This window comes from Microbacterium sp., from assembly GCF_035556355.1.
GTDB lineage: Bacteria > Actinomycetota > Actinomycetes > Actinomycetales > Microbacteriaceae > Microbacterium.
Window position 1 is genome coordinate 70,801 of sequence record NZ_DATMFG010000057.1, and the last position, 24,325, is coordinate 95,125.

25 protein-coding genes and 1 pseudogene are annotated in these 24,325 nt (G+C 69.0%); 13 read left to right on the forward strand and 13 right to left on the reverse strand.

Going from position 1 to position 24,325, the window contains the following annotated elements:
- Positions 1 to 4: 4 nt before the first annotated feature.
- Entirely contained in the window at positions 5 to 814 is an 810-nt protein-coding gene (locus VNR19_RS16435; RefSeq protein ID WP_325728351.1) for a FadR/GntR family transcriptional regulator, read from the forward strand.
- 69 nt (positions 815 to 883) lie between these two features.
- On the opposite strand, the gene VNR19_RS16440 is transcribed toward VNR19_RS16435, so the two are convergent.
- Both VNR19_RS16440 and VNR19_RS16445 read right to left on the reverse strand, forming a co-directional pair.
- On the reverse strand, positions 884 to 1,942 hold the full coding sequence (locus VNR19_RS16440; protein WP_325728352.1) for an ABC transporter substrate-binding protein: 1,059 nt from the start codon (positions 1,940 to 1,942) through the stop codon (positions 884 to 886).
- Between the two features lie 140 nt (positions 1,943 to 2,082).
- On the reverse strand, positions 2,083 to 3,798 hold the full coding sequence (locus VNR19_RS16445; protein WP_325728353.1) for an ABC transporter permease: 1,716 nt from the start codon (positions 3,796 to 3,798) through the stop codon (positions 2,083 to 2,085).
- A 94-nt stretch (positions 3,799 to 3,892) separates the two neighbouring features.
- Between VNR19_RS16445 and VNR19_RS16450 the strand changes: the two genes are divergently transcribed.
- Positions 3,893 to 4,225 (forward strand): hypothetical protein, encoded by a 333-nt coding sequence (locus VNR19_RS16450; protein ID WP_325728354.1) that lies wholly within the window; start codon positions 3,893 to 3,895, stop codon positions 4,223 to 4,225.
- Positions 4,222 to 6,030, forward strand: coding sequence for an SLC13 family permease (locus VNR19_RS16455; protein WP_325728355.1), 1,809 nt, complete (start codon positions 4,222 to 4,224; stop codon positions 6,028 to 6,030). Before VNR19_RS16450 ends, VNR19_RS16455 begins: the two co-directional genes overlap by 4 nt.
- Positions 6,031 to 6,040: 10 nt before the next feature.
- Here VNR19_RS16455 and VNR19_RS16460 read toward each other — a convergent pair whose 3' ends face one another.
- Both VNR19_RS16460 and VNR19_RS16465 read right to left on the reverse strand, forming a co-directional pair.
- Positions 6,041 to 7,129 carry an ABC transporter ATP-binding protein gene (locus VNR19_RS16460; protein ID WP_325728356.1) on the reverse strand — a complete coding sequence of 363 codons (1,089 nt, stop codon included), beginning with the start codon at positions 7,127 to 7,129 and terminating at the stop codon, positions 6,041 to 6,043.
- A gap of 26 nt (positions 7,130 to 7,155) precedes the next feature.
- Positions 7,156 to 7,956: an alpha/beta fold hydrolase gene (locus tag VNR19_RS16465; RefSeq protein ID WP_325728357.1), complete on the reverse strand. Its 801-nt coding sequence runs from the start codon at positions 7,954 to 7,956 to the stop codon at positions 7,156 to 7,158.
- Positions 7,957 to 8,057: 101 nt separating this feature from the next.
- Here VNR19_RS16465 and VNR19_RS16470 point away from each other — a divergent pair, with 101 nt between their 5' ends.
- Both VNR19_RS16470 and VNR19_RS16475 read left to right on the forward strand, forming a co-directional pair.
- Positions 8,058 to 8,879 carry an alpha/beta fold hydrolase gene (locus VNR19_RS16470; RefSeq protein ID WP_325728358.1) on the forward strand — a complete coding sequence of 274 codons (822 nt, stop codon included), beginning with the start codon at positions 8,058 to 8,060 and terminating at the stop codon, positions 8,877 to 8,879.
- On the forward strand, positions 8,876 to 9,631 hold the full coding sequence (locus VNR19_RS16475; protein ID WP_325728359.1) for an enoyl-CoA hydratase/isomerase family protein: 756 nt from the start codon (positions 8,876 to 8,878) through the stop codon (positions 9,629 to 9,631). Before VNR19_RS16470 ends, VNR19_RS16475 begins: the two co-directional genes overlap by 4 nt.
- On the opposite strand, the gene VNR19_RS16480 is transcribed toward VNR19_RS16475, so the two are convergent.
- The gene (locus tag VNR19_RS16480) at positions 9,612 to 10,547 is read right to left on the reverse strand and encodes a hydroxymethylglutaryl-CoA lyase (protein WP_414684199.1); all 936 of its coding nucleotides are present in this window, start codon (positions 10,545 to 10,547) and stop codon (positions 9,612 to 9,614) included. The two genes, VNR19_RS16475 and VNR19_RS16480, sit on opposite strands and share 20 nt — an antisense overlap.
- Before the next feature lie 24 nt (positions 10,548 to 10,571).
- The gene (locus VNR19_RS16485) at positions 10,572 to 11,738 is read right to left on the reverse strand and encodes an acyl-CoA dehydrogenase family protein (protein WP_325728361.1); all 1,167 of its coding nucleotides are present in this window, start codon (positions 11,736 to 11,738) and stop codon (positions 10,572 to 10,574) included.
- Positions 11,739 to 11,802: 64 nt separating this feature from the next.
- Here VNR19_RS16485 and VNR19_RS16490 point away from each other — a divergent pair, with 64 nt between their 5' ends.
- The 3 genes from VNR19_RS16490 to VNR19_RS16500 are packed head-to-tail and all read left to right on the forward strand — an operon-like array spanning position 11,803 to position 14,686.
- Positions 11,803 to 13,059: an acetyl-CoA hydrolase/transferase family protein gene (locus tag VNR19_RS16490; RefSeq protein WP_325728362.1), complete on the forward strand. Its 1,257-nt coding sequence runs from the start codon at positions 11,803 to 11,805 to the stop codon at positions 13,057 to 13,059.
- The gene (locus tag VNR19_RS16495) at positions 13,056 to 13,532 is read left to right on the forward strand and encodes a MaoC family dehydratase (protein WP_325728363.1); all 477 of its coding nucleotides are present in this window, start codon (positions 13,056 to 13,058) and stop codon (positions 13,530 to 13,532) included. Before VNR19_RS16490 ends, VNR19_RS16495 begins: the two co-directional genes overlap by 4 nt.
- The gene (locus tag VNR19_RS16500) at positions 13,529 to 14,686 is read left to right on the forward strand and encodes a CaiB/BaiF CoA transferase family protein (protein ID WP_325728364.1); all 1,158 of its coding nucleotides are present in this window, start codon (positions 13,529 to 13,531) and stop codon (positions 14,684 to 14,686) included. The genes VNR19_RS16495 and VNR19_RS16500 overlap by 4 nt, the downstream gene beginning before the upstream one ends.
- A 79-nt stretch (positions 14,687 to 14,765) precedes the next feature.
- Here the strand turns inward: VNR19_RS16500 and VNR19_RS16505 are convergent, their stop codons facing one another.
- On the reverse strand, positions 14,766 to 15,839 hold the full coding sequence (locus VNR19_RS16505) for an LLM class flavin-dependent oxidoreductase (protein WP_325728365.1): 1,074 nt from the start codon (positions 15,837 to 15,839) through the stop codon (positions 14,766 to 14,768).
- A gap of 86 nt (positions 15,840 to 15,925) precedes the next feature.
- Here VNR19_RS16505 and VNR19_RS16510 point away from each other — a divergent pair, with 86 nt between their 5' ends.
- Positions 15,926 to 16,792 carry an SMP-30/gluconolactonase/LRE family protein gene (locus VNR19_RS16510; protein ID WP_325728366.1) on the forward strand — a complete coding sequence of 289 codons (867 nt, stop codon included), beginning with the start codon at positions 15,926 to 15,928 and terminating at the stop codon, positions 16,790 to 16,792.
- 129 nt (positions 16,793 to 16,921) lie between these two features.
- On the opposite strand, the gene VNR19_RS16515 is transcribed toward VNR19_RS16510, so the two are convergent.
- Complete coding sequence (locus VNR19_RS16515) at positions 16,922 to 17,800, reverse strand: MBL fold metallo-hydrolase (protein WP_325728367.1); 879 nt, start codon at positions 17,798 to 17,800, stop codon at positions 16,922 to 16,924.
- Positions 17,801 to 17,860: 60 nt separating this feature from the next.
- Between VNR19_RS16515 and VNR19_RS16520 the strand changes: the two genes are divergently transcribed.
- Entirely contained in the window at positions 17,861 to 18,343 is a 483-nt protein-coding gene (locus VNR19_RS16520; RefSeq protein ID WP_325728368.1) for a MaoC family dehydratase, read from the forward strand.
- 69 nt (positions 18,344 to 18,412) lie between these two features.
- Here VNR19_RS16520 and VNR19_RS16525 read toward each other — a convergent pair whose 3' ends face one another.
- The 5 genes and pseudogenes from VNR19_RS16525 to VNR19_RS17320 form a co-directional block, all read right to left on the reverse strand.
- On the reverse strand, positions 18,413 to 19,003 hold the full coding sequence (locus VNR19_RS16525; RefSeq protein ID WP_325728369.1) for an ABC transporter substrate-binding protein: 591 nt from the start codon (positions 19,001 to 19,003) through the stop codon (positions 18,413 to 18,415).
- Entirely contained in the window at positions 19,000 to 19,479 is a 480-nt protein-coding gene (locus tag VNR19_RS16530; RefSeq protein WP_325728370.1) for an extracellular solute-binding protein, read from the reverse strand. Before VNR19_RS16530 ends, VNR19_RS16525 begins: the two co-directional genes overlap by 4 nt.
- A gap of 43 nt (positions 19,480 to 19,522) precedes the next feature.
- The gene (locus tag VNR19_RS16535; protein WP_325728371.1) at positions 19,523 to 20,329 is read right to left on the reverse strand and encodes an alpha/beta fold hydrolase; all 807 of its coding nucleotides are present in this window, start codon (positions 20,327 to 20,329) and stop codon (positions 19,523 to 19,525) included.
- 24 nt (positions 20,330 to 20,353) lie between these two features.
- Complete coding sequence (locus tag VNR19_RS16540; RefSeq protein WP_325728372.1) at positions 20,354 to 20,569, reverse strand: alpha/beta fold hydrolase; 216 nt, start codon at positions 20,567 to 20,569, stop codon at positions 20,354 to 20,356.
- A gap of 193 nt (positions 20,570 to 20,762) precedes the next feature.
- Positions 20,763 to 21,152, reverse strand: a pseudogene (locus VNR19_RS17320) (alpha/beta fold hydrolase); the annotation flags it as partial.
- Between the two features lie 62 nt (positions 21,153 to 21,214).
- Between VNR19_RS17320 and VNR19_RS16545 the strand changes: the two are divergent.
- The 3 genes from VNR19_RS16545 to VNR19_RS16555 are packed head-to-tail and all read left to right on the forward strand — an operon-like array spanning position 21,215 to position 24,309.
- Positions 21,215 to 21,958 (forward strand): enoyl-CoA hydratase/isomerase family protein, encoded by a 744-nt coding sequence (locus VNR19_RS16545; protein WP_325728373.1) that lies wholly within the window; start codon positions 21,215 to 21,217, stop codon positions 21,956 to 21,958.
- Positions 21,959 to 21,994: 36 nt separating this feature from the next.
- A complete protein-coding gene (locus VNR19_RS16550; RefSeq protein WP_325728399.1) occupies positions 21,995 to 23,512 on the forward strand; it encodes an AMP-binding protein in 1,518 nt (505 codons plus the stop codon).
- Between the two features lie 2 nt (positions 23,513 to 23,514).
- Complete coding sequence (locus tag VNR19_RS16555) at positions 23,515 to 24,309, forward strand: SDR family NAD(P)-dependent oxidoreductase (protein WP_325728374.1); 795 nt, start codon at positions 23,515 to 23,517, stop codon at positions 24,307 to 24,309.
- Positions 24,310 to 24,325 lie beyond the last annotated feature (16 nt).

Consider the following 24,325-nt stretch of genomic DNA (forward strand, 5'->3'; position numbering starts at 1 on the left):
CACCGTGAGCGAATTGTCCGACAGATCGTTCAGCCCGCGATTCGGCATGTCATCGCGAGTGGCGGAGTCCATCGCGTCCGACCTGCGCAAGCGCATCCTGCGGGGTGAGGCTGACGGCGCCCCCCTGCCGCGCCAGGACGACCTGACCCGTCAGTACGGTGTCAGTGGGCCGTCGTTGCGCGAGGCGCTGCGCATCCTCGAGGCGGAGGGCCTCATCACGGTGCGGCGCGGCAAGTTCGGCGGGGCCTACGTCCACAAGCCGAGTTGGTCGTCGGCCGCCTACGCGCTCGCCCTCTCGCTGCAGGGCCAGGGTGTAACTCTGGCGGACCTCGCCGAGTCGCTGCTCGTCCTCGAGCCGATGTGCGCGGCCGGCTGCGCCGTGCGGGCAGATCGGGCCGGGACGATCGTGCCGGCGCTGCGGGCGAGCGTCGCCGACACCGAGGCGCACATCGGCGACGACGTGCAGTTCTCCGTCTCGGCGCGCGCCTTCCACGACCTGCTCGTCGGCGGCCTGCCGCAGGAGTCGATGCGCCTCATCGTGCGCAGCATGGTGGCGATCTGGTCGATCCAGGAGCGGATCTGGGCTGAGACCGTCAACGCGGCGTCGCAGTACCCGTCGGAGGACTCGCAGCGCGAGGCCTATCGCACGCACGCCGCACTGCTCCGCCTGATCGAGGAGGGCGACGTCGACGGGGCGCGGCGGTTGAGCGCCGCACACCTCGAGGCCAGCCAGGCGATCGTGCTCGAGCGCTTCGGCAGTGAGGTCGTCGACGCGTCGTCGCTCGCGGCGGTTCAGGCGTTCAAGAGCCTCTGACCGTCTCGGAACGGTGAAGCGGGGGCCCGGATGACCGGACCCCCGCCTCGTCGTGCGATCGATCGCAGCTCAGCCGAAGTAGGTCGTCCACTCGGCGAGGTAGTCGATCGACCACTGCGGGTCGAGCATGTGGTCGATGTTCGTGAGGACGACCTCGGACTGGCCGCCCAGCGTATCGGGGGCGACGCTCTTCAGGGGGCTGTAGCCGAACTCGGCCGCGGCGCGCTGGCCCTCATCGGAGGCGAAGTAATCCATGAAGAGCTTCGCGGCGTTCTGGCGCTTCGACGACTCGGGCACGAAGAACACGTTCTGCGCGGCCCATACCGGGTCGGGCACGACGAACTCGACGGGAGCGCCCTGCTCCTGGAGAGCCATGATGTCGGTCGCCGAGACGAAGTCGCTGACCGCGATCTCACCGGCCGCGAGTGCCTCTTGGTTCGCAAACGCGCTGGGGTAGATGGACGGCTTCTGCGCGGAGAAGTCCTCGAGCCAGTCCTCGTCGAAGTACTCCTGGACGTAGGCCCAGTGGTCGGCGTGGATCGCCGGCTCGGGCCGGACGGTCCCGATCGCCCCGCCGGCCAGGCTCGGGTCCAGCAGATCGTCGTAGGTCGCGAGCTCGCCCTGGTAGAGGTCCGTGTTCCAGCCGATGACGAGGAGCCCGAGCGGCGACGATACGGTCGTCCCGTCGAAGTAGCCGCTCGCGGTCCACTCCGGAGCCTGCAGCGAGGGCACGTCGTCGAGGTCGACGAACCAGCCGTCCGCCTGCTTCTCGGCGATCCAGCTGTAGGCGACCGACGTGACGACGTCGGCGCCGTCGACCCCCGTGTCGTGCTCGGCCTCGAGCGCGGCGTTCATCTCAGCGGATGTCACCGTGCTGATCTCGACGGTGATCTCCGGATACTTCGCCTCGAAGCCGGCCTTGACGGCGTCGCGCACAGCCTGGGGCGCGATCGAGTACCAGACGACAGTCCCTTCTTCCTTCGCCGCATCGATGACGGCCTGCCATTCGGTGTCGACCTCGCTGGCCTCGGGAGAGGGTGTGGTGCTGGGCTGCGCGGAGGCACAGCCGGAGACGATGAGCGCGGTGCCGGCCAGAGCGGCCAGCAGACGGAGGTGCCTCTTCTTCACGTTCGGGTCCCTTCAGGACGCTGCCGGCCGGCCCGGACTGCGCCGTCCCGGCCCCGTCACACCCGTGTGGCGATCTGGCAGCTTCGGAAAATGCCTCTGACGCTCGCGACAGTAGTAATCATTTAAATGAAGCGCAAGATCTAAAGCTTATCCAGGGACGCTTCCCGACCGCCGATGGCTGCGGCCAGCAACAGGCCGACGGCGGTCACGGCCGACATGATGATCGCGATGGTCGCGACCATCGGGTACGAGCCGCGCGACCACTGGTCGTAGAGCAGCGTGCCGAGCACCTGCACCCGCGTCGAGCGGACGAACATGGACGCCGCGAACTCGTGCGTGAGGATCACGAACATGAGGATGCTCGCGCCGGCCAGGGCACCGCGCATCATCGGCACCATGACCCCGAGATGCGTCCGCAGCACGCCGGCGCCGCTCGCACGCGCCGCCTCCTCGTAGGCGGATCCGATCGTCATGCGCGATGTGAGCTGCAGTCGCACCGTGAAGGGGAGCACCAGCACCACGTAGACGAGGATCATCAGGAGCGGCGTGCCGTAGAGCATGAACGGATTTCCCAGGTACACGTAGAGGAAGCCGACGCCGAAGACGACCGCGGGGACCCCGAGCGGGACCTGTGTGACCGTGTCGATGATCGCTCGCACGGCGGCATAGCCGCGTCGGCGGTACAGGACCTCGGTGAGCAGATAGCCGAGTGGGAGCGCGATCGCCATCGCGCCCAGGGACACCGTGACGCTCGTCGTGAGCGCGTTGATGACCGCGGGGTCGTCGAAGGCCTTGACGTAATTGTTGATGGTGAGCTTGGACAGGTTGACGGATGACGTCCAGAACGGCGACAGTGACACGAGGATCAGGGCGAGGAACGGGAGCACCAGCGTGATGATCCCGTAGACGATGATGGCGGGCGCCGCGAGGCGCGACGGCTTGAGCGGGCGGGCCGCGCCGCGCGTGCCCGCGCTCACGAAGCGGAAGTCCCGGCGCAGGAGCAGCCTCTGGGCCACGATGAAGACGATGCCCGCGATGAGGAGCGGGGACGCGACCGCTGCGGAGAGCGGGAAGTCGACGGGCGACTCGCCGCCGAACCGGTATACCTCGGTCGCGAGGACCCGGATTCCTTCGCGCGTTCCTAGGAACTGCGGAGCGGTCAGCTGCCCGAGCCCGAGCAGCAGTGCGAATGCCGCCGAGTAGACGAGGGCGGGACGCAGGAGGGGCAGCACGATCGTGACGAACGTCCGCACCGGGCCCGCACCGGCGATGAGAGAGGCCTCGATGCTCTCGTAGTTGAACTGCCGGAGGCTCGACTGCACAAAGAGGAAGATGAGGGGCACGAGCTGGATGCCCGTGACGATGACCACGCCGGCCACGGTGTAGATGTTGAGGGGGCCTGACGGCAGCCCCACCTCCGGCTGCTCGACCTGGATGAACGACAACTGCCGCAGCAGGAGGTTCACGTACCCGACCTGCGGCGAGAACAGGAACGCCCAGCCGACGACGACGGCCACGGCGGGAAGCACCATCGGCAGGATCGGGATCGTCGCGAGCCACCGCATCCGCTGAGGGAGCCGCATCGCGAACCAGGCCAGCACCGTGCCGAGGCCCACCGCGATGACGAGTGAGCCGACGCCGAGGAGGATCGTCGTGAGCAGGGTCTGCCCGATGTTGGGCAGCGCGATCGCCTCGCGGTACGCCTCGGCTCCGTTCTCGAGCGCGAGGTACTGCAGGCGGCCCAGGGGGAAGAGCACGAGGTAGGTCAGGATCAGCATCAGGCCGATCGCGAGTCCGTGCCCGCGTACCCATACGCCGACCCGGCTCACCGGTCGGACGTCCTCGACGCTGGTCACTCCAGGCCCTTGCTTCCCATCGCCCTCAATGGCCATCATTCTTACGGTAATAATCTTTATAGAGAAAAGTCAATCTGGAGCTACAGTGACTCCCATGGCGACGTCGATCTTCATCGTCCACACGAACCCCGTCGAGGGTCGCGAGTCCGAGTTCAACGAGTGGTACAGCGAGCGTCATCTTCGCGACGTCGTTGCGATCCCCGGATTCGTGCGCGCCCGCCGCTACCATCGGTCCGACGCGCAGTTCGCGCCCCTGTCCGACTTCGAGTACGTCGCGATCTACGAGATCGAGGGTAATCCCGCCGAGGCGATGCGCTCGCTCCGTCACGCGCTCAAGGCGGGCCTCGAGGTGTCATCGTCCATGGCGCAGCCGGTATACGCCACGGTGTACGAGCCCATCACGGAGTGGGTCGCCGATCCGGCATGATCAGCGCCCCGCTCGTCGCGACGGTCGCCGTCCTCATCGTGGCGATCGTGGCGTTCGCGAGTGGCCGGGTGCCGGCCGCCGTCGTCGCACTCGGCGTCGCGCTGGCGCTGTGGGCGACGGGTGTGCTCACGCTCCCTGAAGCGCTCGCAGGGTTCGCGAACCCCACGGTCATGTTCATCGCGTCCCTCTTCGTCGTTGGCGAGGGGCTCGAGGCGACGGGGGTCTCGGCGCGTGTCGGGCGCTTCGTCGTCGAGCGCGCCGGGACGAGCCTGGCTCGGCCGCTCGTCATCCTCATGGTCATCCAGTCGATGCTGAGTGCGGTGCTGAGCGTGAGCGGCGCCGTGGCGACGATGCTGCCCGTCGCGATGATCATCGCGACGCGTCTTGCCGTCCCGCCGTCGCGGTTTCTCATGCCGATGCTCTTCGCGACGCACGCGGGGTCGATGCTCGTGCTCACCGGAACGCCCGTGAACGTCATCGTCTCGGAACTCGCCGCGCAGGAGACGGGCGCGCCCTTCGGCTTCTTCGACTTCGCAATCGCGGGCGTCCCGCTGGTCGTGGGGACCGTGCTGCTGACGGTGCTGCTGCGGCGCAGGCTTCTCCCAGACCGCTCCGCCTCGACGCCTCCGCGCGATCTGCTCGCGCACACGGATGCGCTCGTGGGCTCGATGACCAGGAGCAGCCGTGTCGTGCAGTTCGAGGTCTCGGCCGGCTCGCCCCTCGTCGGGCGCCCGTGGGCGGGCGCGCTCGCGCCGGACGAGACGGGAATGCGGATGCTCGTCGTGCGCGACTCGTCCGGGCGCCCGAAACCGCCGGAGTCCCTCTTGGCTGTCGGTGACATGATCGCGGTGCGCGCGTCCGAGCCGGCGCTGGAGAGGATCGAGAGCCGATTCGGCCTCACCGAGGCGCGCCGTGGATCGGGCGCGACCGCGTTGGTCGATGCGTACGCGGGCATCGCAGAGTTCGTAGTCGCGCCGCGCTCGCGGCTCGTGGGCCGCGAGGCGTTCCCCGGCATGCTCGTCGGCGGCGGCGAACTCGTCGTCCTCGCGATCCACCGCGACGGGGCCGAGCCCGACGACGCATCCGTCGCCCTCGAGATCGGCGACGTGCTCGTACTGCACGGGCCCTGGGATGCGCTCGACCGCGTCGGTTCGGATCGGGACCTGCTGGTGGTGGAGGACCCGGCGGCGATCCGTCGTCAGGTCGCGCCGATCGGTCGACGCGGATGGGTCGCCGTCGGCATACTCGTGGCGATGGTCGTCGCACTCGCGTCCGATCTCGTGCCAATGGCGGTCGGCGCGCTGCTCGCGGCCGGCGCCTTGATCGTTCTCCGGATCGTTCCCGTCGAACGTGCGTTCCGTGCGATTTCGTGGTCGACGGTCATCCTCGTGGCCGGACTGATCCCGATCAGCACGGCCTTCACAGTCACGGGGCTCGATGCCATGATCGGGAGCGCCGTCGTGACGTTCGTCGGCCCTGCCGGCCCGCTCGGCGCGCTCCTCGCCCTCTGCCTGGTCGTCCTGATCCTCGGTCAGGTCATAAGTAACACCGCGACGGTCCTCATCGTCGCGCCCGTCGCGGTGTCTGTCGCGTCGTTGCTGGACGTGTCCGTGCTGCCCTTCCTCATGGCGATCACCGTGGTGGCGGCGGCGGCCGTGCTCACGCCGGTCGCCACCGCGCCGAACCTCGTGATCCAGGAGGCGGGGAACTACCGCTTCGCCGACTTCACGCGCTTCGGCGCTCCCTTCGCCGTTCTATACCTGGCGGTGGCGGTCGGCATCGTGCCGCTCGTGTGGTCGTTCTGACGGCGCCAGCTCACGCTGTGTAGCTGTGCAGGTCCGCCATCGGCACGCTCACCACGACGTCCGAGCCCGGCTCGAGGGCCCTGACCCACCCCTGATCCTCGCCGCGTACGCGGATCTGCAGGCGGGTGGTGCCCGCCTCCACGGTCACGTCGACGTGCCGGCCGAGATACTCGACGGTGACGAGCTTGGCGTCGAAGGTGAGGAGCCCGCCCGAGTGCGAGGGGCGCGCCTGGTGCAGCCGCAGATCGTCGGGCCGAATGGTGGAGACGGCGCGGTCGCCCGGCACGTCGCCGAGCTCGGTGACCGAGACGCGCGCACCGGCCGCCGTGACCCAGTCGCCGTCCTCCCGGGTCCACTCGATGCGGTTCGAAAGGCCGATGAAGGACGCGACGTACTCCGTGTCGGGCTTCAGGAAGACCTTCTCGGGGGTGTCGTACTGCTCGATCCGCCCGTCGCGCATGATCGCGATGCGATCGCCGAGCGCGAGCGCCTCCTCCTGGTCATGCGTGACGAGCACCCCCGTGAAGCGGAGCTCCTGGTGCAGCTCGCGGATCTGCGTGCGCACCTGGTCGCGGAGCTTCGCGTCGAGGTTGCTGAGCGGCTCGTCCAGCAGCACGAGCGCCGGGCGGGCGACGAGACCCCGCGCGAGCGCGATCCGCTGCTGCTGGCCGCCGCTCAGCTGTGCCGGATACCGGTCGAGAAGGTCGCTGCAGTGGACCAGCGCGGCGGAGCGCTCCACCCATTCGGTGCGCTGCGCCTTCGGCATCCGTCTCACCTTCAGCGGGTAGGAGATGTTCTGCTTCACCGTCATGTGCGGCCACAGCGCGTAGGACTGGAAGACCATGCCGATGTCGCGCCTGTGCGTCGGCACGTCGATGCGCTTCTCCGCGTCGAACACGACCCTGTCCTTGAGGGAGATCGACCCGCCATCGGGCTTCTCGAGCCCGGCCAGGCACCGGAGGGTCGTCGTCTTGCCGCAGCCGCTCGGTCCGAGCAGGACGACGATCTCGCCTTCCTCCACCTCGAGATCGAGGTCGCGGACGACGGTGTTCCCCTTGAAGTGCTTGGACAGCTGGCGGATGTGGATGCTTGCGGCCATGTGGTCGCCTTTCGTCGGGAGTCGGGTCAGGAGTGGCGGAGGACCCAGCCGAGCTGCAGAGACGCGAACAGGCCGGGATTCTCCGAGTAGTAGGCGTGTCCGCCATCCTCGACCGTCACGAGCTCGGAGCCGCGGATGCCTCGGTAGAGGTCGTGGGCGTGGCGGGGTGTGGTCAGGATGTCCTCCGAGCCGACGGTGATGAGGGTCGGCGCGGTGATCTTGGCGAGCTCCTCGTCGGTCATCCACTGTTCCTGGGCGACGCGGAGGTGCTGGGCGTACTCCTCAAGCTCGAGCGTGTCGATCTCAGTCGATCCTTCGGGGAGCGCGGCGAGCGACATGCCCTCTGGGCTCCACGCCCACATCGCGACGAACGAGCGCAGGAAGTCGCCGGCGACGCCCTTCTCGAGGAGTCGCCCGCGGAACTCGAGCATCGCGAGCAGCCGCGGGTCGGGGCGCGCGGCGGTCGAGTGGAGGGAGAGGCTCTTGACGAGGTGGGGGTGGCGCGAGGCGACGCGCATCGCGATGCCGCCGCCGAGCGAGACGCCGGCCACGTGGACCGCGTTTTCGCCGAGGGACTCGATGAGGGCGGCAGCGTCGTCGGCGAGGTCCTCGATCGTCGTCGTCGCGCCGACGGGCGACGCCTTGCCCACTCCCCGGTTGTCGAATGCGACGCAGTGCACGTAGGGGGCGAGGTGCTCGACGATGGGGTTCCAGGCGCGGTGGTCGGTGCCCAGGCCCTGGATGAGCACGAGGGTCGGCCCGGATCCGGCATGGGCCACCTCCGTGGTGAACGACGGCAGTTCGACGATCTCGGTCTTGGCGTCCACGCGGCCTCCGGCTCCCACAACGATGTCAGGTGGTATAAGTATACAAAGATTTGCAGGATCAGAAATCGGCGATGAACGCCGGCGAGCCGAAATGAGGCGGCATGGAACCCATCGTGCGGAAGATCAGCACGCCGACGTTCACCACCGAGATCCGCGAGTTCGGGCAGGGGCCCACGCTGGTGCTCATCCAGGGCGGCGGGACGGGCAAGAACGCGTGGAACGCCCTCGTCGACCGACTCGCGCCCCGCATCCGCTGCGTGGCGTTCGACAACCGCGGGGTCGGCGGCGCCTCCCACGCCGACGAGTCGCTCACGATCCAGGATCTCGCGCGCGACGCGGCATCCGTCGTCGAGGCGCTCGACGAGGGTCCCGTCCACGTCGCGGGAGTGTCGCTCGGCGGCTTCATCGCGATGCGCGTCGCCGCGATGCGCCCCGACCTCGTGTCGACCCTGACGCTCCACGCCACCGCCGCGAAGCTCGACCGGCGCACGATCCAGCAGGGCGACTTCCGGCGGTACATCATGGACCTCGGCCTGCCCAACACGGGAGGCATGATCCGCGAGTACCTCCGCACGTGGGCCGCGGGGTCGCGCGGGCTGCTCGCAGATCTGCCGTCGGACGTCGTCAGCCACTCCGAGTTCTCGCGGCAGAACTACCTCGGACACCTCAACGCGATCCGCGGGCACGATATGGGCGCGGACGAGCTCGCGACGATCACCGCGCCCACGCTCATCACGGCAGGCGCCGAGGACATCCTGTGCTCGCTCGAGAACGCACGGTTCATGCACCGCTCCATCCCGAACTCCCAGCTCGTGATCCTCGAACGCGCGGGACACTGCTACTACTTCGAGGAGCCCGTCCTGACGGGCGCGCTGCAGGAGGGCTGGATCCTGCAGCACGAGCCGGCTGGAGCCGGCGCGTGAGCCGCCTGCGAGTCGAGGCGGACGGCCCGGTCCGGATCCTCACGCTCGATCGGCCCGACGCGCTCAACGCCGTCGACCACGAGCTGCACGAGGCACTCGCCGACGTGTGGCCGCGGCTCGACGCCGACACGGATGCACGCGCCGTCGTGCTCACCGGGTCGGGTCGTGCGTTCTGCGCCGGCGGAGACCTCGACTGGATCCGCGACGCAGGGGGCAGCGAGGAGGGCGCCGCATCCGTCATGAAGACGGCGGCCAGGATCATCTCCGGAATGCTCGGCACGCGCCTCCCGCTCGTCGCCGCGGTGAACGGACCGGCGATCGGGCTCGGCTGCACCCTCACCGTCCTCTCGGACATCGTGCTCGCCGCACCCGGTGCGTGGTTCAGCGACCCGCACGTCGACGTCGGGCTGGCCGCCGGCGACGGCGGCGTCCTGTGGTCCTCGCTCACCGGTATGCACGTCGCCAAGGAGTTTCTCTTCCTCGGCGGACGACTCCCCGCCGAGGACGCCGTGCGCGCGGGGCTCGCGAACCGCGTGGTGCCGCAGGAGGAGCTCCTGGACGAGTCGGTCGCGCTTGCCCACCGTCTGGCGGCGCTCCCGATCGCGGCGCTCCAGGGCACGAAGCGCGCGCTGAACTCGATGCTCCTCGCCTCGTGGCCGTCGCTCGAGAACGGCATAGCCGCCGAGGAGCGGTCGATGCGCAGCGCCGAGCATCACGCGCGGCTCGAGGAGCTCAGGTCACCGGTGCGGTGAGCGCGCGCACGACGCGCGACTCGGACGGGCGATCGAGCAGGCCTGCCATCCACGTGCTCGTCTCGACGAGCCGATCGAGGTCCACGCCGGTGCGGATGCCGAGACCCTCGAGCATCCACACGAGGTCCTCCGTGGCGAGGTTGCCGGTCGCGCCCGGCGTGAAGGGGCATCCACCGAGCCCACCGGCCGAGGTGTCGAACGTCGTGACCCCCGCACGCAGCGCGGCGTACGCGTTCGACAGCGCCTGGCCATACGTGTCGTGGAAGTGCATCGCGAGGACGTCGGGCCCGAGCCCGGCGTCTCCGAAGGCGCCGATGAGCTCCGTCACGTGGGCGGGCGTCGCGACGCCGATCGTGTCGCCGATAGAGAGCTGCGTCGCGCCGAGGTCGAACAGGCGCTTGCCGACGTCGACGACCTGGGTGGTCTCGACCGGCCCCTGCCACGGGTCGCCGAAGCACATCGAGACGTAGGCGCGCACGTCGAGCCCGAGCTCGCGCGCACGCGAGACGACCGGGCGGAACATGTCGAACTGCGTCTCCACCGTGCGGTTGAGGTTCGCGCGCGCGAGTCCCCCGGTCGCGCTGCCGAAGATCGCGATCCAGCGCACGCCCGCCTCGACGGCGCGGTCGAGGCCCCGCTCGTTCGGGACGAGCACCGGCATCCGCACCGGCCCGTCCAAGTCGAGCTCGGCGAGCACGTCGGCGGCATCGGCAAGCTGCGGGACCCAGTCCGGTCGGACGAAGCTCGTGACCTCGATCGTGCCGAGTCCGGCGGCGATCAGACGCTCGACGAACCGGACCTTGTCGCGCGTCGCGATCGTGGTCTTCTCGTTCTGGAGCCCGTCGCGCGGTCCGACCTCGTAGATCGTCACCGCGGCCGGCAGTCCGGCCTCGCGAACGACGTGCGGGCGGGTCATCCGAGTCATGTCTTCTCCTGTCGGTCAGTACGAGCGAGGGAGGCCGAGCACGTGCTCGGCGATGAAGTTCAGCACCATCTGCTGCGGCACCGGGGCGCTCTTCATGAGGCGCGACTCCACCCAGTACCGCCCGACGTCATATTCGGTCGCGTAGGCGAATCCGCCGAACGTCTGCATCGCGGTGTCGGCCGCGAAGAACGCGGCATCGGATGCGAGGAACTTGGCGGCATTCGCCTGCTCACCGCACGGGAGCCCGTTGTCGTACCGCCACGCGGCCTCGCGCACCGCGAGCTCGGCGGCGCGCAGGCGCATGTGGGCCTCGGCGAGGGGGAACGACACGCCCTGGTTCTTGCCGATCGGGCGGCCGAACACTGTGCGCTCCTGCGCGTACTGCACCGCCCGGCGCAGCGCCACCTTCCCGATGCCGACCGCCTCGGCCGCGATGAGGATCCGCTCGGGGTTGAGGCCGTCGAGGATGTAAGTGAACCCGCGGCCCTCCTCGCCTACGCGATCGGCGACATCGACGCGAAGGCCGTCGTAGCGCGTCTCGCACGAGGCGACGGCGTTCCGGCCGATCTTGTCGATCGGGCTGATGGTCACCTCGGGCACCTGCAGGTCGGCGAGGAGGAGCGTCATGCCGTCCGTGCGCTTGGCGACCTCCTCAAGGGGGGTCGTCCGCGTGAGCAGCAGCACCTTCTGCGCGACGTGCGCCTTCGAGGTCCACACCTTCTGCCCGTTCACGACGTAGTGGTCGCCGTCGCGGACTGCGCGGGTCGCGATGGCCGGCGTGTCCAGGCCGGCGTCGGGCTCGGTGACGCCGAACGCGACATGGAGCTCGCCGGCGGCGACGCCCGGAAGGTACCGCTCCTTCTGCTCGGGGGAGCCGTGCTTGACGACCGGGTTCATCCCGAAGATCGAGATGTGGATGGTCGTGGCGCCGTTCATTGCGGCACCGGATGCCGCGACCTCCTCCAGCACGATCGAGGCCTCGGTGATGCCGCCGCCCCCGCCGCCGTACTCCTCGGGGATGGAGATGCCGATCCATCCGTCGCGCGCCATCGCGTCGTAGAACTCCCACGGGAACTCATGGGACTTGTCGTGCTCGCGCCAGTACGAGTCCGGAAACCCGCTGCACAGGTCGCGGATCGCCCCCCGGATCGCGGTGATGTGCTCCGGTTCGCGGAAGTCCATGGGTTCTCCTCGGTGATCTGCTGTAGTTATAATCTATTACTAGATTAGGTTCGAGGGAGGGGCAATGAAGTTCGTCGCCCGCGAGAGCGCCTTCGACGGCGTCCCCGCCGGCGCGACCGTCGTCGCCAACAACTGCTGTGGGACGCCGCTCACTCTTCTCGCCGGCCTCGCCGACCACGCGATACGGGTCGGCGACCTGGAACTGCGCGCAGGCATCCTGCTCGGGGATCCTCCCCTCGAAGAGGCGATCCGCGCGGGGGCGCTGAAGGTCCGCAGTTGGCACATCCACGGGTCCCTGCGCCGCCTCATGCGCGAAGGGCTCATCGACTACACCCCCGTGCGGCTGTCCGCGGTCCCCGCCACGGTGATCGCCGGCGTCGACATCGCGCTCGTGCGGGTGAGCCCGCCGGATGCGGACGGATTCTGCAGCCTCGGCCCCTCGACGACCTTCGCGCGGGCCGCGATCGACGCCGCGGGCCTCGTGCTCGCCGAGGTCGCCGACGACGTCCCACGCACGCGGGGCGACAGTGCCGTGCACGTGTCGCGGATCGATCGCTTCATCCGCTCCGAGCACGCGATGCCCGGCCACCCCGCGGCCGAACCCGACGAGGCGTCTCGCGCCGTCGCCCGGCACGTGCTCTCGGTCCTCCCCGCGCAGGCGACGGTGCAACTCGGAATCGGCGCGGTCCCCGAGACGCTCGCGCAGGACCTCGCATCGCGCGCGGCGGACATGGGCCTCGGGCTCATCGGACTCGTGTCGGAGTCCATGGTGCCGCTCGTCGAGGCGATCGCTGCCGCGGCGGGCGGCCCCGTGCAGGCCGTCGAGCTCATGGGCGGCCCGGCCCTCATGGCGTGGGCGGCCGACAACCCGATCGTCGAGATGCGCAGCTCGCGGCGCGTGCACGACCCGGTGTCGCTCTCGGCGCTGCCGGCGTTCGTGTCCGTCAACGGAGCCGTCGCCGTGGACCTTCGCGGGCAGGTCGTGTCGGAGTCGGTCAAGGGCGCCGTCATCGCGGGCGTCGGCGGGGGGCCCGACTTCGCGGAGGGCGCCTACCTGTCGGAGCGCGGGCTGCGCGTGATCGCGCTGCGGTCGACCACGCGAGACGGATCCTCGTGCATCGTCGCCCGCCACGATCCGCGGGACGCGATCGCCGCCCCGCATCACGGCGTCGACGTCGTGGTGACCGAGCACGGCGTCGCGCACCTGCGCGGCCGGACCGTGCGGGAGCGCGCCGAGGCGCTCATCGCGATCGCGGCCCCCGAACACCGGGACGCGCTGGCCGCGGCATCCGTGGATTCGCAGCAAGGGAGGGTCGCATGACGCGTCGATTCGGGACGTGGTTCGACGACCTCGAGGTCGGGACGGTTGTCGAGCATGCGTTCACGCGCACGGTGACCGAGGCCGATAACGTCTTCTTCACGTCTATGACGATGAACGTGCAGCCGCTGCACCTCGACGCGGAGTTCGCCGCGGGAACCGAGTTCGGACGGCCGCTCGTGAACTCGCTGTTCACACTCGGGCTCGTGATCGGCATGACCGTGCCCGAGCTGACGCTCGGCACGACCGTCGCCAACCTCGGCTTCTCGTCGATCGAGTTTCCCGCTCCCGTGTTCGCGGGCGACACGATCCGCGTGACCACCGAGGTGCTCGAGGCGAGGGCGTCGAAGTCGCGACCGGATGCCGGCATCGTGACCTTCCGGCACGTCGGCGTCAACCAGCGGGCCGAGGTCGTGTGCCGCGCGGTGCGGCAGGCGATGATGCGCCGCGACCCGGAGCGGATGGAGGCCGGATGACCCGCCCGGGACCGCTCGAGGGCGTGACCGTCATCGAGCTCAGCAACATGCTGATGGGGCCGTACGCCACGATGATGCTCGCCCAGATGGGGGCGCGGGTCATCAAGGTCGAGCCACCGGGCGGCGACATCGCGCGGGGCATCGCCGACGCGACCGGCCACGGCCTGGGGCCCATCTACCTCAACATCAACCGCGGCAAGGAGTCGATCGAGCTCGACCTCGCGGACCCCGGCGACCGATCCACGTTCCACGCGCTCGTGGAGGCCGCCGACGTCGTCGCCCACAACCGGCCGCCGGGCTCCGACGTGCGGCTCGGCGTCGACTACCCGACGCTGAGCCGGATGAACCCGCGCATCATCGTGTGCGCGATGTACGGCTTCGGCGCGGACGGACCCTACGGATCACTCGGCGCCTACGACGACGTCATGCAGGGCATCTCGGGCATCGCCGCCCACCAGACCGGCGACGGTCCTCCGCAGTACGTGCGGACCCCGCTCACCGACAAGATCACGGGCATCGTCGCGGTGGGCGCCGTCAACGCGGCGCTCTACGAGCGCGAGCGCTCCGGCGTCGGCCAGCTCGTCGAGGTGCCGATGTTCGAGACCATGGTCGGCTTCCTGCTCGCGGAGCAGCAGGGCGGGTTCATTCATAACCCGCCGCGCGGCCCGGCCGGATATGCGCGCACCAACTCTCCGCATCGCCACCCGTACGCGACGGCGGACGGGATGATCTCGATCCTCGCGTCCACCGATGCCCACTGGGCCGCGCTCTTCCGGATCCTCCGCGAACCGCAGCTCGCCGAGGATCCCCGCTTCGCCTCCATCCGGGCCCGCACGGAGAACATCGACGAGCTCTACGCGTGGCTGAAGGACGCGCTGGCGCGGCATCCGACCCGGTCCCTGCTGGAACAGTTGCACGAAGCCCGCGTGCCCGCGATGCGCGTGAACACGATCGAGGACCTCTTCGTCGATCCGCATCTGGCGCAGACCGGCTTCTTCGAGGAGGTCGAGCATCCCGTTGCGGGGCCGCTGCGTCAGCCGGCGGCACCCGTGCGCTTCAGCCGCAGCGGGTCGGCCTCGCTCGACGCCGCTCCGTCGCTCGATGCCGACGGGCAGCGCCTGCGGCAGGAGTTCGGCCGGCGCGAGACGGCCTGACCGCAAAGGTCCCCGCAGACAGAGGAGCGCGCCGCGGTCCGGGTCCGCGGCGCGCTCGGTGTGCGCGACGATCAGCGCGTCACTCGACGTCGAGCCCGACCTTGGGGCCGACCTCCTTCGCCAGCAGCTCCATGCTGTAGTTCCACGGTGCCGGGTCATCCGAGAAGTCGTGACCGAAGATGAGGGTCGTGCCCCAGCCGTTGCTCGCCTCGACGAACGCGCTCAGCTTCTCAATCACGGTCTCGGGGCTGCCGACGATCATGTGCTTGCGCACGATGTCGCGCATGTCGTCGTCGAGCGACCACACCGGCGGCGTGCCGGCTCGTGCCGCGCGGCGCTGCTCATTCGGGATGAGGTGCCCACGCCACGCCTTCGCGATCGGGCCCTCGATCGCGATGCGCTCGGCCTCGGCATCCGTGTCGGCTACGAAGACGTCCATCGTCACGTGGTGGATGGTGCGGTCGTAGCCGTCCGTGCGGCCGGCCTCGCGCGCCGCTGCGGAGTACGTGTCCCAGTGGTTCTTCACGAGGGCCGGGTTCGCGCCGAACGACAGTGGGATCAGACCGCGCCGCCCGCCGACCTCGATCGACGTGGAGTTGGGGCTCGCGCCGCCGATCGCGATCGTCATCTGGCCGCCGTAGGGTCGCGAATACCGCAGCGGCGGAAGGGTGTCGTCCTGCGCGGGGAAGGAGGAGCACCAGTACTTGCCCTTGTAGTCGAAGGGCTCGCCCGACCAGATCTTCTCCATGATGTCGAGCGACTCGACGGTCATCTCGAGGTTGCGCTTCATGTCGGCGAAGCCGTGGAGCTGGCCGTCGACGGGATTCACGCCGGTCGCGACGCCCAGGATGTAGCGGCCCTCGAGGATGTTGCTCATCCATGCCGTCTGAGAGGCGAGGCTTGCGGGGTGCGCATAGGGTGGGATGTGCGCCCCCGGCGCGAGCACGATGCGCTCGGTCTCGCGGGCCGCGGCGGCCAGGACGAGCTCGGGGCTGGGGATGGCCTCCCACGCCAGTGTGAAGTGCTGACCCACCCAGAACTCGGAGAGGCCGGCCTCCTCAGCGGCGACGGCCTGCGAGACCGCCCAATTGAAGACTTCCCGCGGTGACCGCTCGGGCGGCGAGAACGGGGTTTGGAACAGTCCGAACTTCACGGCAGCTTTCCCCTTCGTGTCCACGTTGACTGTATTAGGTTATATTGTTTAGAAGTTTATACACAAAAGACACGACGGGAGCCGCAATGAAGCGCTCGACGGTGCTGATCGAGGACATCGGATGGGCCGAGGGCCCGAGGTGGCGCGACGGCTTGCTATACTTCTCCGACATCTACGGCGATCGCACGGTGCAGACCGTGGACGAGGACGGGACGCGCACCGTGATCATCCAAGTGCCGCCGCATCCGTCCGGCCTGGGGTGGCTTCCGGGCGGTGACCTCCTCGTGGTCTCGATGGACGACAAGAAGCTCCTGCGCATCGGTCCCGACGGCACCAGCGCCGTGCACGCGGACCTGTCCGCGCACGCGGTCGCGGTCAACGACATGTTCGTGCTGCCGGACGGCACCGCGTACGTGGGGGACAACGGGTTCCGCTACGGAGAGGAGGCGCCCGAACCGGGGCGGATTCTGCGGGTCGCTCCCGACGGCGATGTCCGCGTGGTCGCCGAGGGCCTCGCGCTCCCGAACGGGCTGGTGGCGACATCCGACTCGTCCGTGCTCGTGGTCGCCGAGACGCTCGGCGGACGGCTGCGGCGCTTCGCGATCGGAGAGGACGGCCGGCTCGGTGAGGGCGAGGTGTTCCTCGCCTCGGACGAGCTGAGCCGATCGGACGACGTGTCGGTGTTCTTCGACCTCGCCGTCTTCGTGACGAGGCCGTTCGCCCCGGATGGTCTCGCGATGGATCCGCACGACCGAGTGTGGGCCGGCAACCCGTTCAGCACCACGATCCGCTGCTACGACCTCGACGGGCAGGTCGTCGAGGAGGTCGAGCTCACGCAGGGCGGTGTGGCGCCGGCCGTCGCGGACGACGGCGCGACGCTGTTCGTCGCGACAGGCGACCCCGCGCAGACGTTCACGGGTCGGACGTCGCGCGTCGAGATCGCTCGGCTCTGACCGCGCCGCCGGCATCGGGCGCGCGGACGAGCTCGTTCTCGCGCCCGAGGTGGCGCACGTGGTGCTCGACCTGCGCAAGCGCGGAGCGGCGCACGAATCCGCGGACGGCTTCCCATCCACCGGTCCACGTCATCCGCTCGGCGATGCGCCACACGGTCGGCGAGGAAAGCCGGTCGAGTAGCAGCGCGACCTCTTCGCTGCGCTGCCGGTGGTGCGATGCGAGGTCGCTCCGCCGTTCCCCGAGACCGCGGAAGCGGTACTCGTGCGCTGGCAGGACCTCGAGGTCGTCGTAGGGCGCGAGGCGAGGGACGTCAGGTAGTCCGCGATCGGATCCGCGTGCTCGTCGCCGCCGAGCGCCAGGCCGGGCCGCACGATGGGCAGGACGTGGTCGCCCGTGATGATCAGCCCGTTGCCCGCATCGACGAGGCAGACGGAGCCTCGCGTATGGCCGGGCGTGTGGAGCACGGTGAGGCGCGACCCGCTGTGCTCGATGACATCGCCGCCCTCGAGGGGCATCAGCGCGCCGGTGTCGAGCTCCGGAAAGCTCGCCCTGATCGCCGGGCGGAAGTCGTGACGCTCGTCACGCGGGACGCCCCACCGGTCGAAGAGCGCGTCGTCGGGAGTCGTCTCCGGCGGATGGAGCAGGGTTTCGGCATCGAGCGGATGCAGCGCCATCCGCGCGCCCGACTCCTGGTGGATCCATGGCGCGAGCCCGAGGTGGTCGATGTGCAGGTGGGTCGCGACGATGAGGCGGACATCGGCGATCGAGCGCCCCGTGCGTGCGAGGAGCGAGAGCAGGCGTGCGCGATTGTCGCCCGCGTCCCACCCCGGGTCGATGACCGTGACGCCGCCGTCGTCGCCGACGTACACGGTGCACAGCGTCGACTCCATCCCCGCACGGCGAGGGAGGGGCAGGGGGAGAGACCAGACGCCGGGCCTCACGACCTCGACGTCGGGCGTCCGGCGCTCGGTGGCCGCGGCGTACTGGGCGGGGCTGGTGGGCTGCATGGATGCTCGAATAAATAATGTATTATATTATTAATATAATAGGCCTCGGGAAGGGGCGCCATGAGAATTCGATACGAGGAGTTGGAATCGATGGTCGGAAAGGAGCTCGGCCCGTCCGAGTGGCTGACGATCCCGCAGGCGTCCATCGACACGTTCGCCGAGATCACCAACGACCACTATTGGCTTCACGTCGACACCGATCGTGCGGCCTCGAGCCCCTTCGGCGGCACGATCGCGCACGGGTTCCTCACGCTGTCGATGATCAGCGCACTGTGGCCGTCGCTGCTGTGGATCACCGACTCGCCGATGCAGATGAACTACGGACTCGACCGCGTGCGCTTTACCGCTCCCGTCCGCAGCGGCTCGCGCATTCGGATGAACGCGAAGCTCACCGAGGTCGTCCCGACCGACGCGGGCTGCCGCATGAAGGTCGACCTGACCCTCGACCGCGAGGGCGAGCAGAAGCCCGCCGTGGCGGCGACACTGCTCATGCAGGTCGCGCGACCCGACGGCTCGGGGGGCCACGGCGATCCCAACCGCTGAGGCATCGCCGGATGCACGAGGGCCCCGCACCGATCGGTGCGGGGCCCTCGCCTCTGCCGGAGCGGCGGATCAGCGTCCGAACGCCTCGGCCCACCGTGCCTGGTAGTCGGCGACCCACTCCGGGTCGAGCATGTTGCCTATGTTCACGAGGACCACCGGGGTCTCGCCGCCGAGCGTCTCGTCGGACACCTCCGACAGTGGGGACACACCGAACTGCGCGATCGCCGCCTGTCCCTTGGGGCTGCCGAAGAAGTTCATGAACACCTGGGCGGCGTTGGGGTGGCCAGCCGACTCGACGATGTAGAAGATGTTCTGCACGAGCCACGCCGGATCGGGCAGGTAGAAGTCCACCGGCGCGCCCTCGTTCTTGAGGCGCGTCATGTCGGCCGCGGTCGTGAACGCGCCGACCGCGATCTCACCAGCCGTGAGCGCCTCGACCATTACCGCGGCGCTCGGGTAGAACGTCGGGTTCTGCTTCGCGAGCTCCTCGACGAAGTCCGGGTTGTGGTTCTCCTCGACGAAGCTGTACCAGTCGGCGTAGACGGCCGTGAGCGTCGCCTCCACGGAGCCGATCGTGCCGCCGCCCAGCTTCGGGTCAAGCAGGTCGTCGTAGCTGTCGATGCCCTCGGGGAACAGCTCCGTGTTCCAGCCGATCGTCACCAGGCCGATCGGGGCATGACCGCCTTGTCGTCGAGGACGTAGCCGCTTTCGACCCACTCCTGCTCCTCGAAGACGGGCGCTTCGAGCGGCGTCATGAAGTCGGGTTCCTCGATGCGCTCGTAGATCCACGAGTAGTCGACGTTCGACACGACGTCCGCACCCGGTGTCCCCGTGTCGTGCTCGGCCTGGAGCGCGGCCTGCATGTCCGCCGTGTTGAGTGCGCGGATCTCGACGGTGATCTCGGGGTACTCCTCCTCGAACGCGGCCTTGAGCGCTTCGCGGGCGGCAGGTGGCGCCGTCGAGTACCACACGACGGCGCCTTCCTCCTTGGCCGCGTCGACGACCGCCTGCCATTCGGCCGAGACCGGCTCGCCGGTGTCGGCGGGCTCGGGCTCCTGCGACGAGCAGCCGCCGGCGACGGCGGCGATGCCCACCGCGGCGGCGATCGCCACCGCGCGGAACAGTGTCTTCTTCATGTGATTGCCTCTCGTTTCATCGTTGAATCGTGTCGGCTCAGTGTCAGGGAGTGTGCGAGTGCTGCGCGACCCACCCGGCCTGGAGCATCGCGACCAGGTCGGGGTCGTCGATGTAATAGCCGTGCCCGCCGCCTTGAACCTTGATCAGCCGCGAACCCGGAATGGACCGCCACAGATGCTTCGCGTCCTCAGGTGTGGTGAGGATGTCGTCGCTGCCGACGGTGATGAGGGTCGGACTCGTGATCCGGTTGAGCTCCTCGACCGACATGTGGTGGCCGCGAGCGGCCTCCATCTGCATCTCGTAGTTGTGCCGGTCGAAGCTCTCGGTGTTGACGACGTCATCGGGGATATTCCACGTCAGCCCCGCCGCCCCTTCCGACCACAGCGCGACGAAGCGCCGGAGGACGTCGACGGGAAGGCCGAGGTCGAGGATCCGCATCCGGAAGTCGGCGGCGTCCTGGCCACGGCCGTTCCGCTTGGCGGTCGTCGAGTGCAGCGTGAGAGTCTTCACGAGGTCGGGTCGCTCCGAGGCCAGCCGCATCGCGATCATGCCGCCGAGCGAGACCCCCGCGACGTGCACGGGTCCCTCGCCGAGCCACTCGATGAGCTCCGCCGCGTCGCCGGCCAGGTCGTGGATTGTGAGCGAGTCCCCGATGTCGGCCCCCTTGCCGACGCCGCGGTTGTCGAACGCGAGGCAGTGCACACGGTCCGCGATGCGGTCGATGATCGGATACCACGCGCGCTTGCCCGTTCCGCCGCCCTGGATGAGCACGAGTGTCGGCCCCTCGCCCTTCCTGTAGATCTCGGTGCAAGTCGACGGAAGCTCGACCGTCTCGATCGTGGCGCGCATGCGTTCCCCTCCAAGTGCGTCGATCTACTCGTTCCGATGGACCCAGCCCGCCTGCAGTATGGCGATCATGTCGGGGTCCGAGAGGTAATGCCCGTGCCCGGCGCCTTCGACCGTGACGAGCGTGGACCCCGCGATGGACCGGTGCAGGTGCGCGGCATCCGCGGGAGTGGTCAGGATGTCGTCGCTGCCCACCGTGATCAGGGTGGGCAGCGCGATGGAGGCGAGATCTTGCGCCGTCATCGCGTGGTCCCGCGCCGCCGCGAGGTGGTTGACGTAGTTCTCGCGGTTTGAAGCGCCGCGGGGCCGCGGTGCCTCGCGGCAACTCGAAGTCGGGGCCGGCCGAGCCCTCGGACCACAGGGCGATCAGGTGCCGGAGCGCGTCGAGCGGAGCGCCGGAGTCGATCAGCGCAATGCGCAGGTCCTGAACGTCGCGCACGCGACCGTTCAGGCTCGCGGCGGTCGAGTGCAGCGTGAGGCTCTTCACGAGATCCGGATGCCCCGCCGCCAGTCGCATCGCGATCATGCCGCCGAGTGAGACTCCGGCGACATGTACCGGGTCCCCACCGAGATACTCGATCATCTCGGCGGCATCGTCTGCCAGCTGCTCGATGGTGAGGGGTTCGGAGATGTCGGACGCCATTCCGACGCCCCGGTTGTCGAACGTGACGCAATGCACGGTCGGCGCAAGGCGCTCGATCACGGGGTACCACGCCGTCTTCGGCGTGCCCGCGCCCATGAGGAGAAGCAGCGTCGGCCCGGCGCCCGCGCGATAGATCTCGGTCGTCGTCTTCGAGAGCGTCACGGTCTGCAGCATCGCGTCCATCTTCCCGTAAATGTAACGAACAATGTATTCATTGTAAAGAATTGGATGATAAGGTGACGGGCATGTCAGAGAAGATCACCACCACGCTGGACGACGGTGTCCTCCGGATCGTCTTCGATCGGCCGGAGGCGCGGAACGCCCTGACGAAGAAGCTGTACGCCGAACTGCGCGACATCTATCGCTCGGCGTACCTCGATGACTCGGTGACCGCGGTCGTGCTGCAGGGCACCCAGGGCAACTTCGCCGTGGGGGGTGATCTCAAGGAGATGCTCAGCTCGCTGAACGACCGCAGCCTCGACATCTTCGGATACGACGAGGCGGTGCCGTTCGAGGCCATCCGCAGTCTGCCGAAGCCGACGATTGCCGCGATCGACGGTCTGTGCCTCGGCGGCGGCCTCACGATCGCGTTGTGCAGCGACATCGCCATCGCGACGGAGCGCTCGAAGTTCGGCATGCCCGAATCCCGCGTCGGAGTGGTCGACGGACACATGCCCCGCCTCCTGCGCGACCGCGTCCCCCCGGCGATCCTGCGCTACTGGCTGTACTCCGGGACGACGTTCAGCGCGGCCGACGCGTTCGCCGGCGGACTGCTCACGAAGGTCGTGCCGAACGACGGCCTCGAGGCCGCGGTGAGCGAGGTGCTCGGCCAGCTGGCGAAGGCCTCGCCGATCGCGATCCGCAACTACAAGAAGATCCTCAACGAGACGCGTCCGCTGTCGTCCATGGAGGACGCGTACGAGACGATGCTCGGCTCCGATGCGCTCGAGCGCATCAACCGGTTCGCCCAGCGAAGCAGCGCGAAGTAACAGCCACAGCGACGAAGAGGTACTGCAGTGACCGCGATGGCGACGTTCCTGTCCGAGCGGACTGCGCTGTACGGGCACCAGGAGATGCTGCGTGTCGACGGCGCGGGCCGCACCTATGAGCAGCTGCACCACGACGTCAGGTCGTTGGCCCGCGGCCTCCAGGCGTACGGCCTCGGGCCTGGCTCACGCGTGGGCATCCTCATGGACACCTCGCACGAGGTGATCGACACATGGTTCGCGGCGTCGATCCTCGGATGCGTCGAGACCCCGTTCAACACGAACTACCGCGGCAGCCTCCTGCACCACCTCATCAGCGACAGCGAGGTGGAGACGGTCGTGTGCGACGCCGCCTACGTGCCGGAGGTCCGCAAGCTCGTCGGCGACGACGTGCGCATCATCGTGAACGGCGACCCGGAGGGGGCCGCCTCCCTTCGCGACCTGTACGTCGATCCGAGCGGGTGGACGGCCCCCGACTCCGACGATGGCGCTGTGATCCTCTACACGTCCGGCACGACGGGCCCGTCGAAGGGCGTGGTGCACAACCAGCGCGGCTGCATCCGTCTCGGGCAGTACGTCGCGGAGGTCGGCAGATACGGACCCGCTGACCGGCTGCTCAACTTCTTCCCGCTCTACCACCAGAACGCGCGTTACAGCGGTGTGATGGCGGCGCTCGCGGTCGGTGCGGCGATCGACCTCGAGTCGAAGTTCAGCAGCAGCGGGTTCTGGAAGCTTTGCCGGGAGCGCGGCATCACCGTCTTCAACTACCTCGGATCCGTGCTCGCGATGATCTCGTCCGCGTCGGGTGACCCGGATCCTGTCAAGGACCGCGACCATTCCGTGCGCCTGGCGTACGGGGCCGGCGCCTCGCTCCGGGACCGCGAGGAGTGGCGCGACCGCTACGGCGTGGAGCTCCTCGAGGTGTACGGCCTCACCGAGGCGCCGATGGCCGCCGTCAACATCCCCGGCAGCGGCTGTGCGCCGGGGTCGGCGGGGCGGGAGAGCTCGCTGTTCCAGGTGCGCGTGGTGGACGAGTGCGGACGCCCTGTACCGGCTGGCACGACCGGCGACATCCAGGTGCGGCCGAAGGTCGAGGACATATTCACGCGCGGGTACTACAACAACGACCGTGCGACCGTCGCGGCGACGATCGACCTGTGGTTCACGACGGGCGACCGCGGCCACCTCACCGCCGCCGGAGACATCTTCTTCGCGGAGCGCGCGAAGGACTCCCTGCGTCGCCGCGGCGAGAACATCTCGGCGTGGGAGGTCGAGAGCGTGCTCGTCGCCCACCCGCAGGTCAGCGAGGCGGCCGTCTACGGAGTCGAGGTCGACGGTGAGACCGAAGTTATGGCCGCCCTCCTGCTCGAGGAGGACACGGCGGATGTCGTCGACATCGTGCGCTCGGTGGCCAAGGACCTGCCGCGGTACGCGGTGCCCCGGTTCGTACGCCGCGTGGACGACATGCCACGCACGCCGACCATGAAGGTGCAGAAGCACGAACTCAAATCCCAGGGGATCACCCCTGACACACGTGACCTGACGAAGGAGCAGTGAGCATGGATCTCGGAGTGGCATCGCGCGCCTACATCATCACGGGGGCGAGCGCCGGCATCGGGAAGGCGACCGCGCAGATCCTGGTGGAGGAGGGCGCATCCGCGCTGCTCTGCGCGCGTGGCGAGGACCGCCTGCGCGGCGTTGTCGACGCGCTGGGCGGCGCGGAGCGATCCGTGCACGGCCTGGCGATCGACGCATCCGACCCGGCATCCGGAGAGCGGATCCGCGATGCGGCGCTCGAGGTGTTCGGGCGGATCGACGGCGTCGTGACCGCCGCCGGGATGTCGACGGGCGAGCACCTGCGCGACTTCTCTGACGAGAGCTGGATGCAGGCGTACCAGGTGAACACACTGAGCGCGATCCGCCTCGCGATGGCGTGCGTGCCGGTCATGCGCGAGCGCGGCTGGGGCCGGATCGTGACGGTCGGCTCGACGGCGGGCCGCACCGCCGACCCCCGGTTCGCCTCGTACGGCGCGGCCAAGGCCGCGCTCATGAATGCCACGCGGGCCATCTCGCGCGCATACTCCAAGTACGGCGTCCTCGCGAACTGCGTGCTTCCGGGCCTGACCAAGAGCGAGAGCGTGCTCGCGGGATACGAGTCCGCCGCCCAGCACATGGGTGTGACGGCCGACGACGTCGAGAAGCGGATGATGCAGCTGGAGACGATCTCGATGGGCCGCACCGGCACGCCCGACGAGGTGGCGCGCATGATCGTGTTCCTCGCGTCCGACGCGTCCAGCTGGACGACGGGCGTCAACATCCAGGTCGACGGCGGGACCCTGCGCGACCTCCCTTGACCGTCGTGCGGCGCTG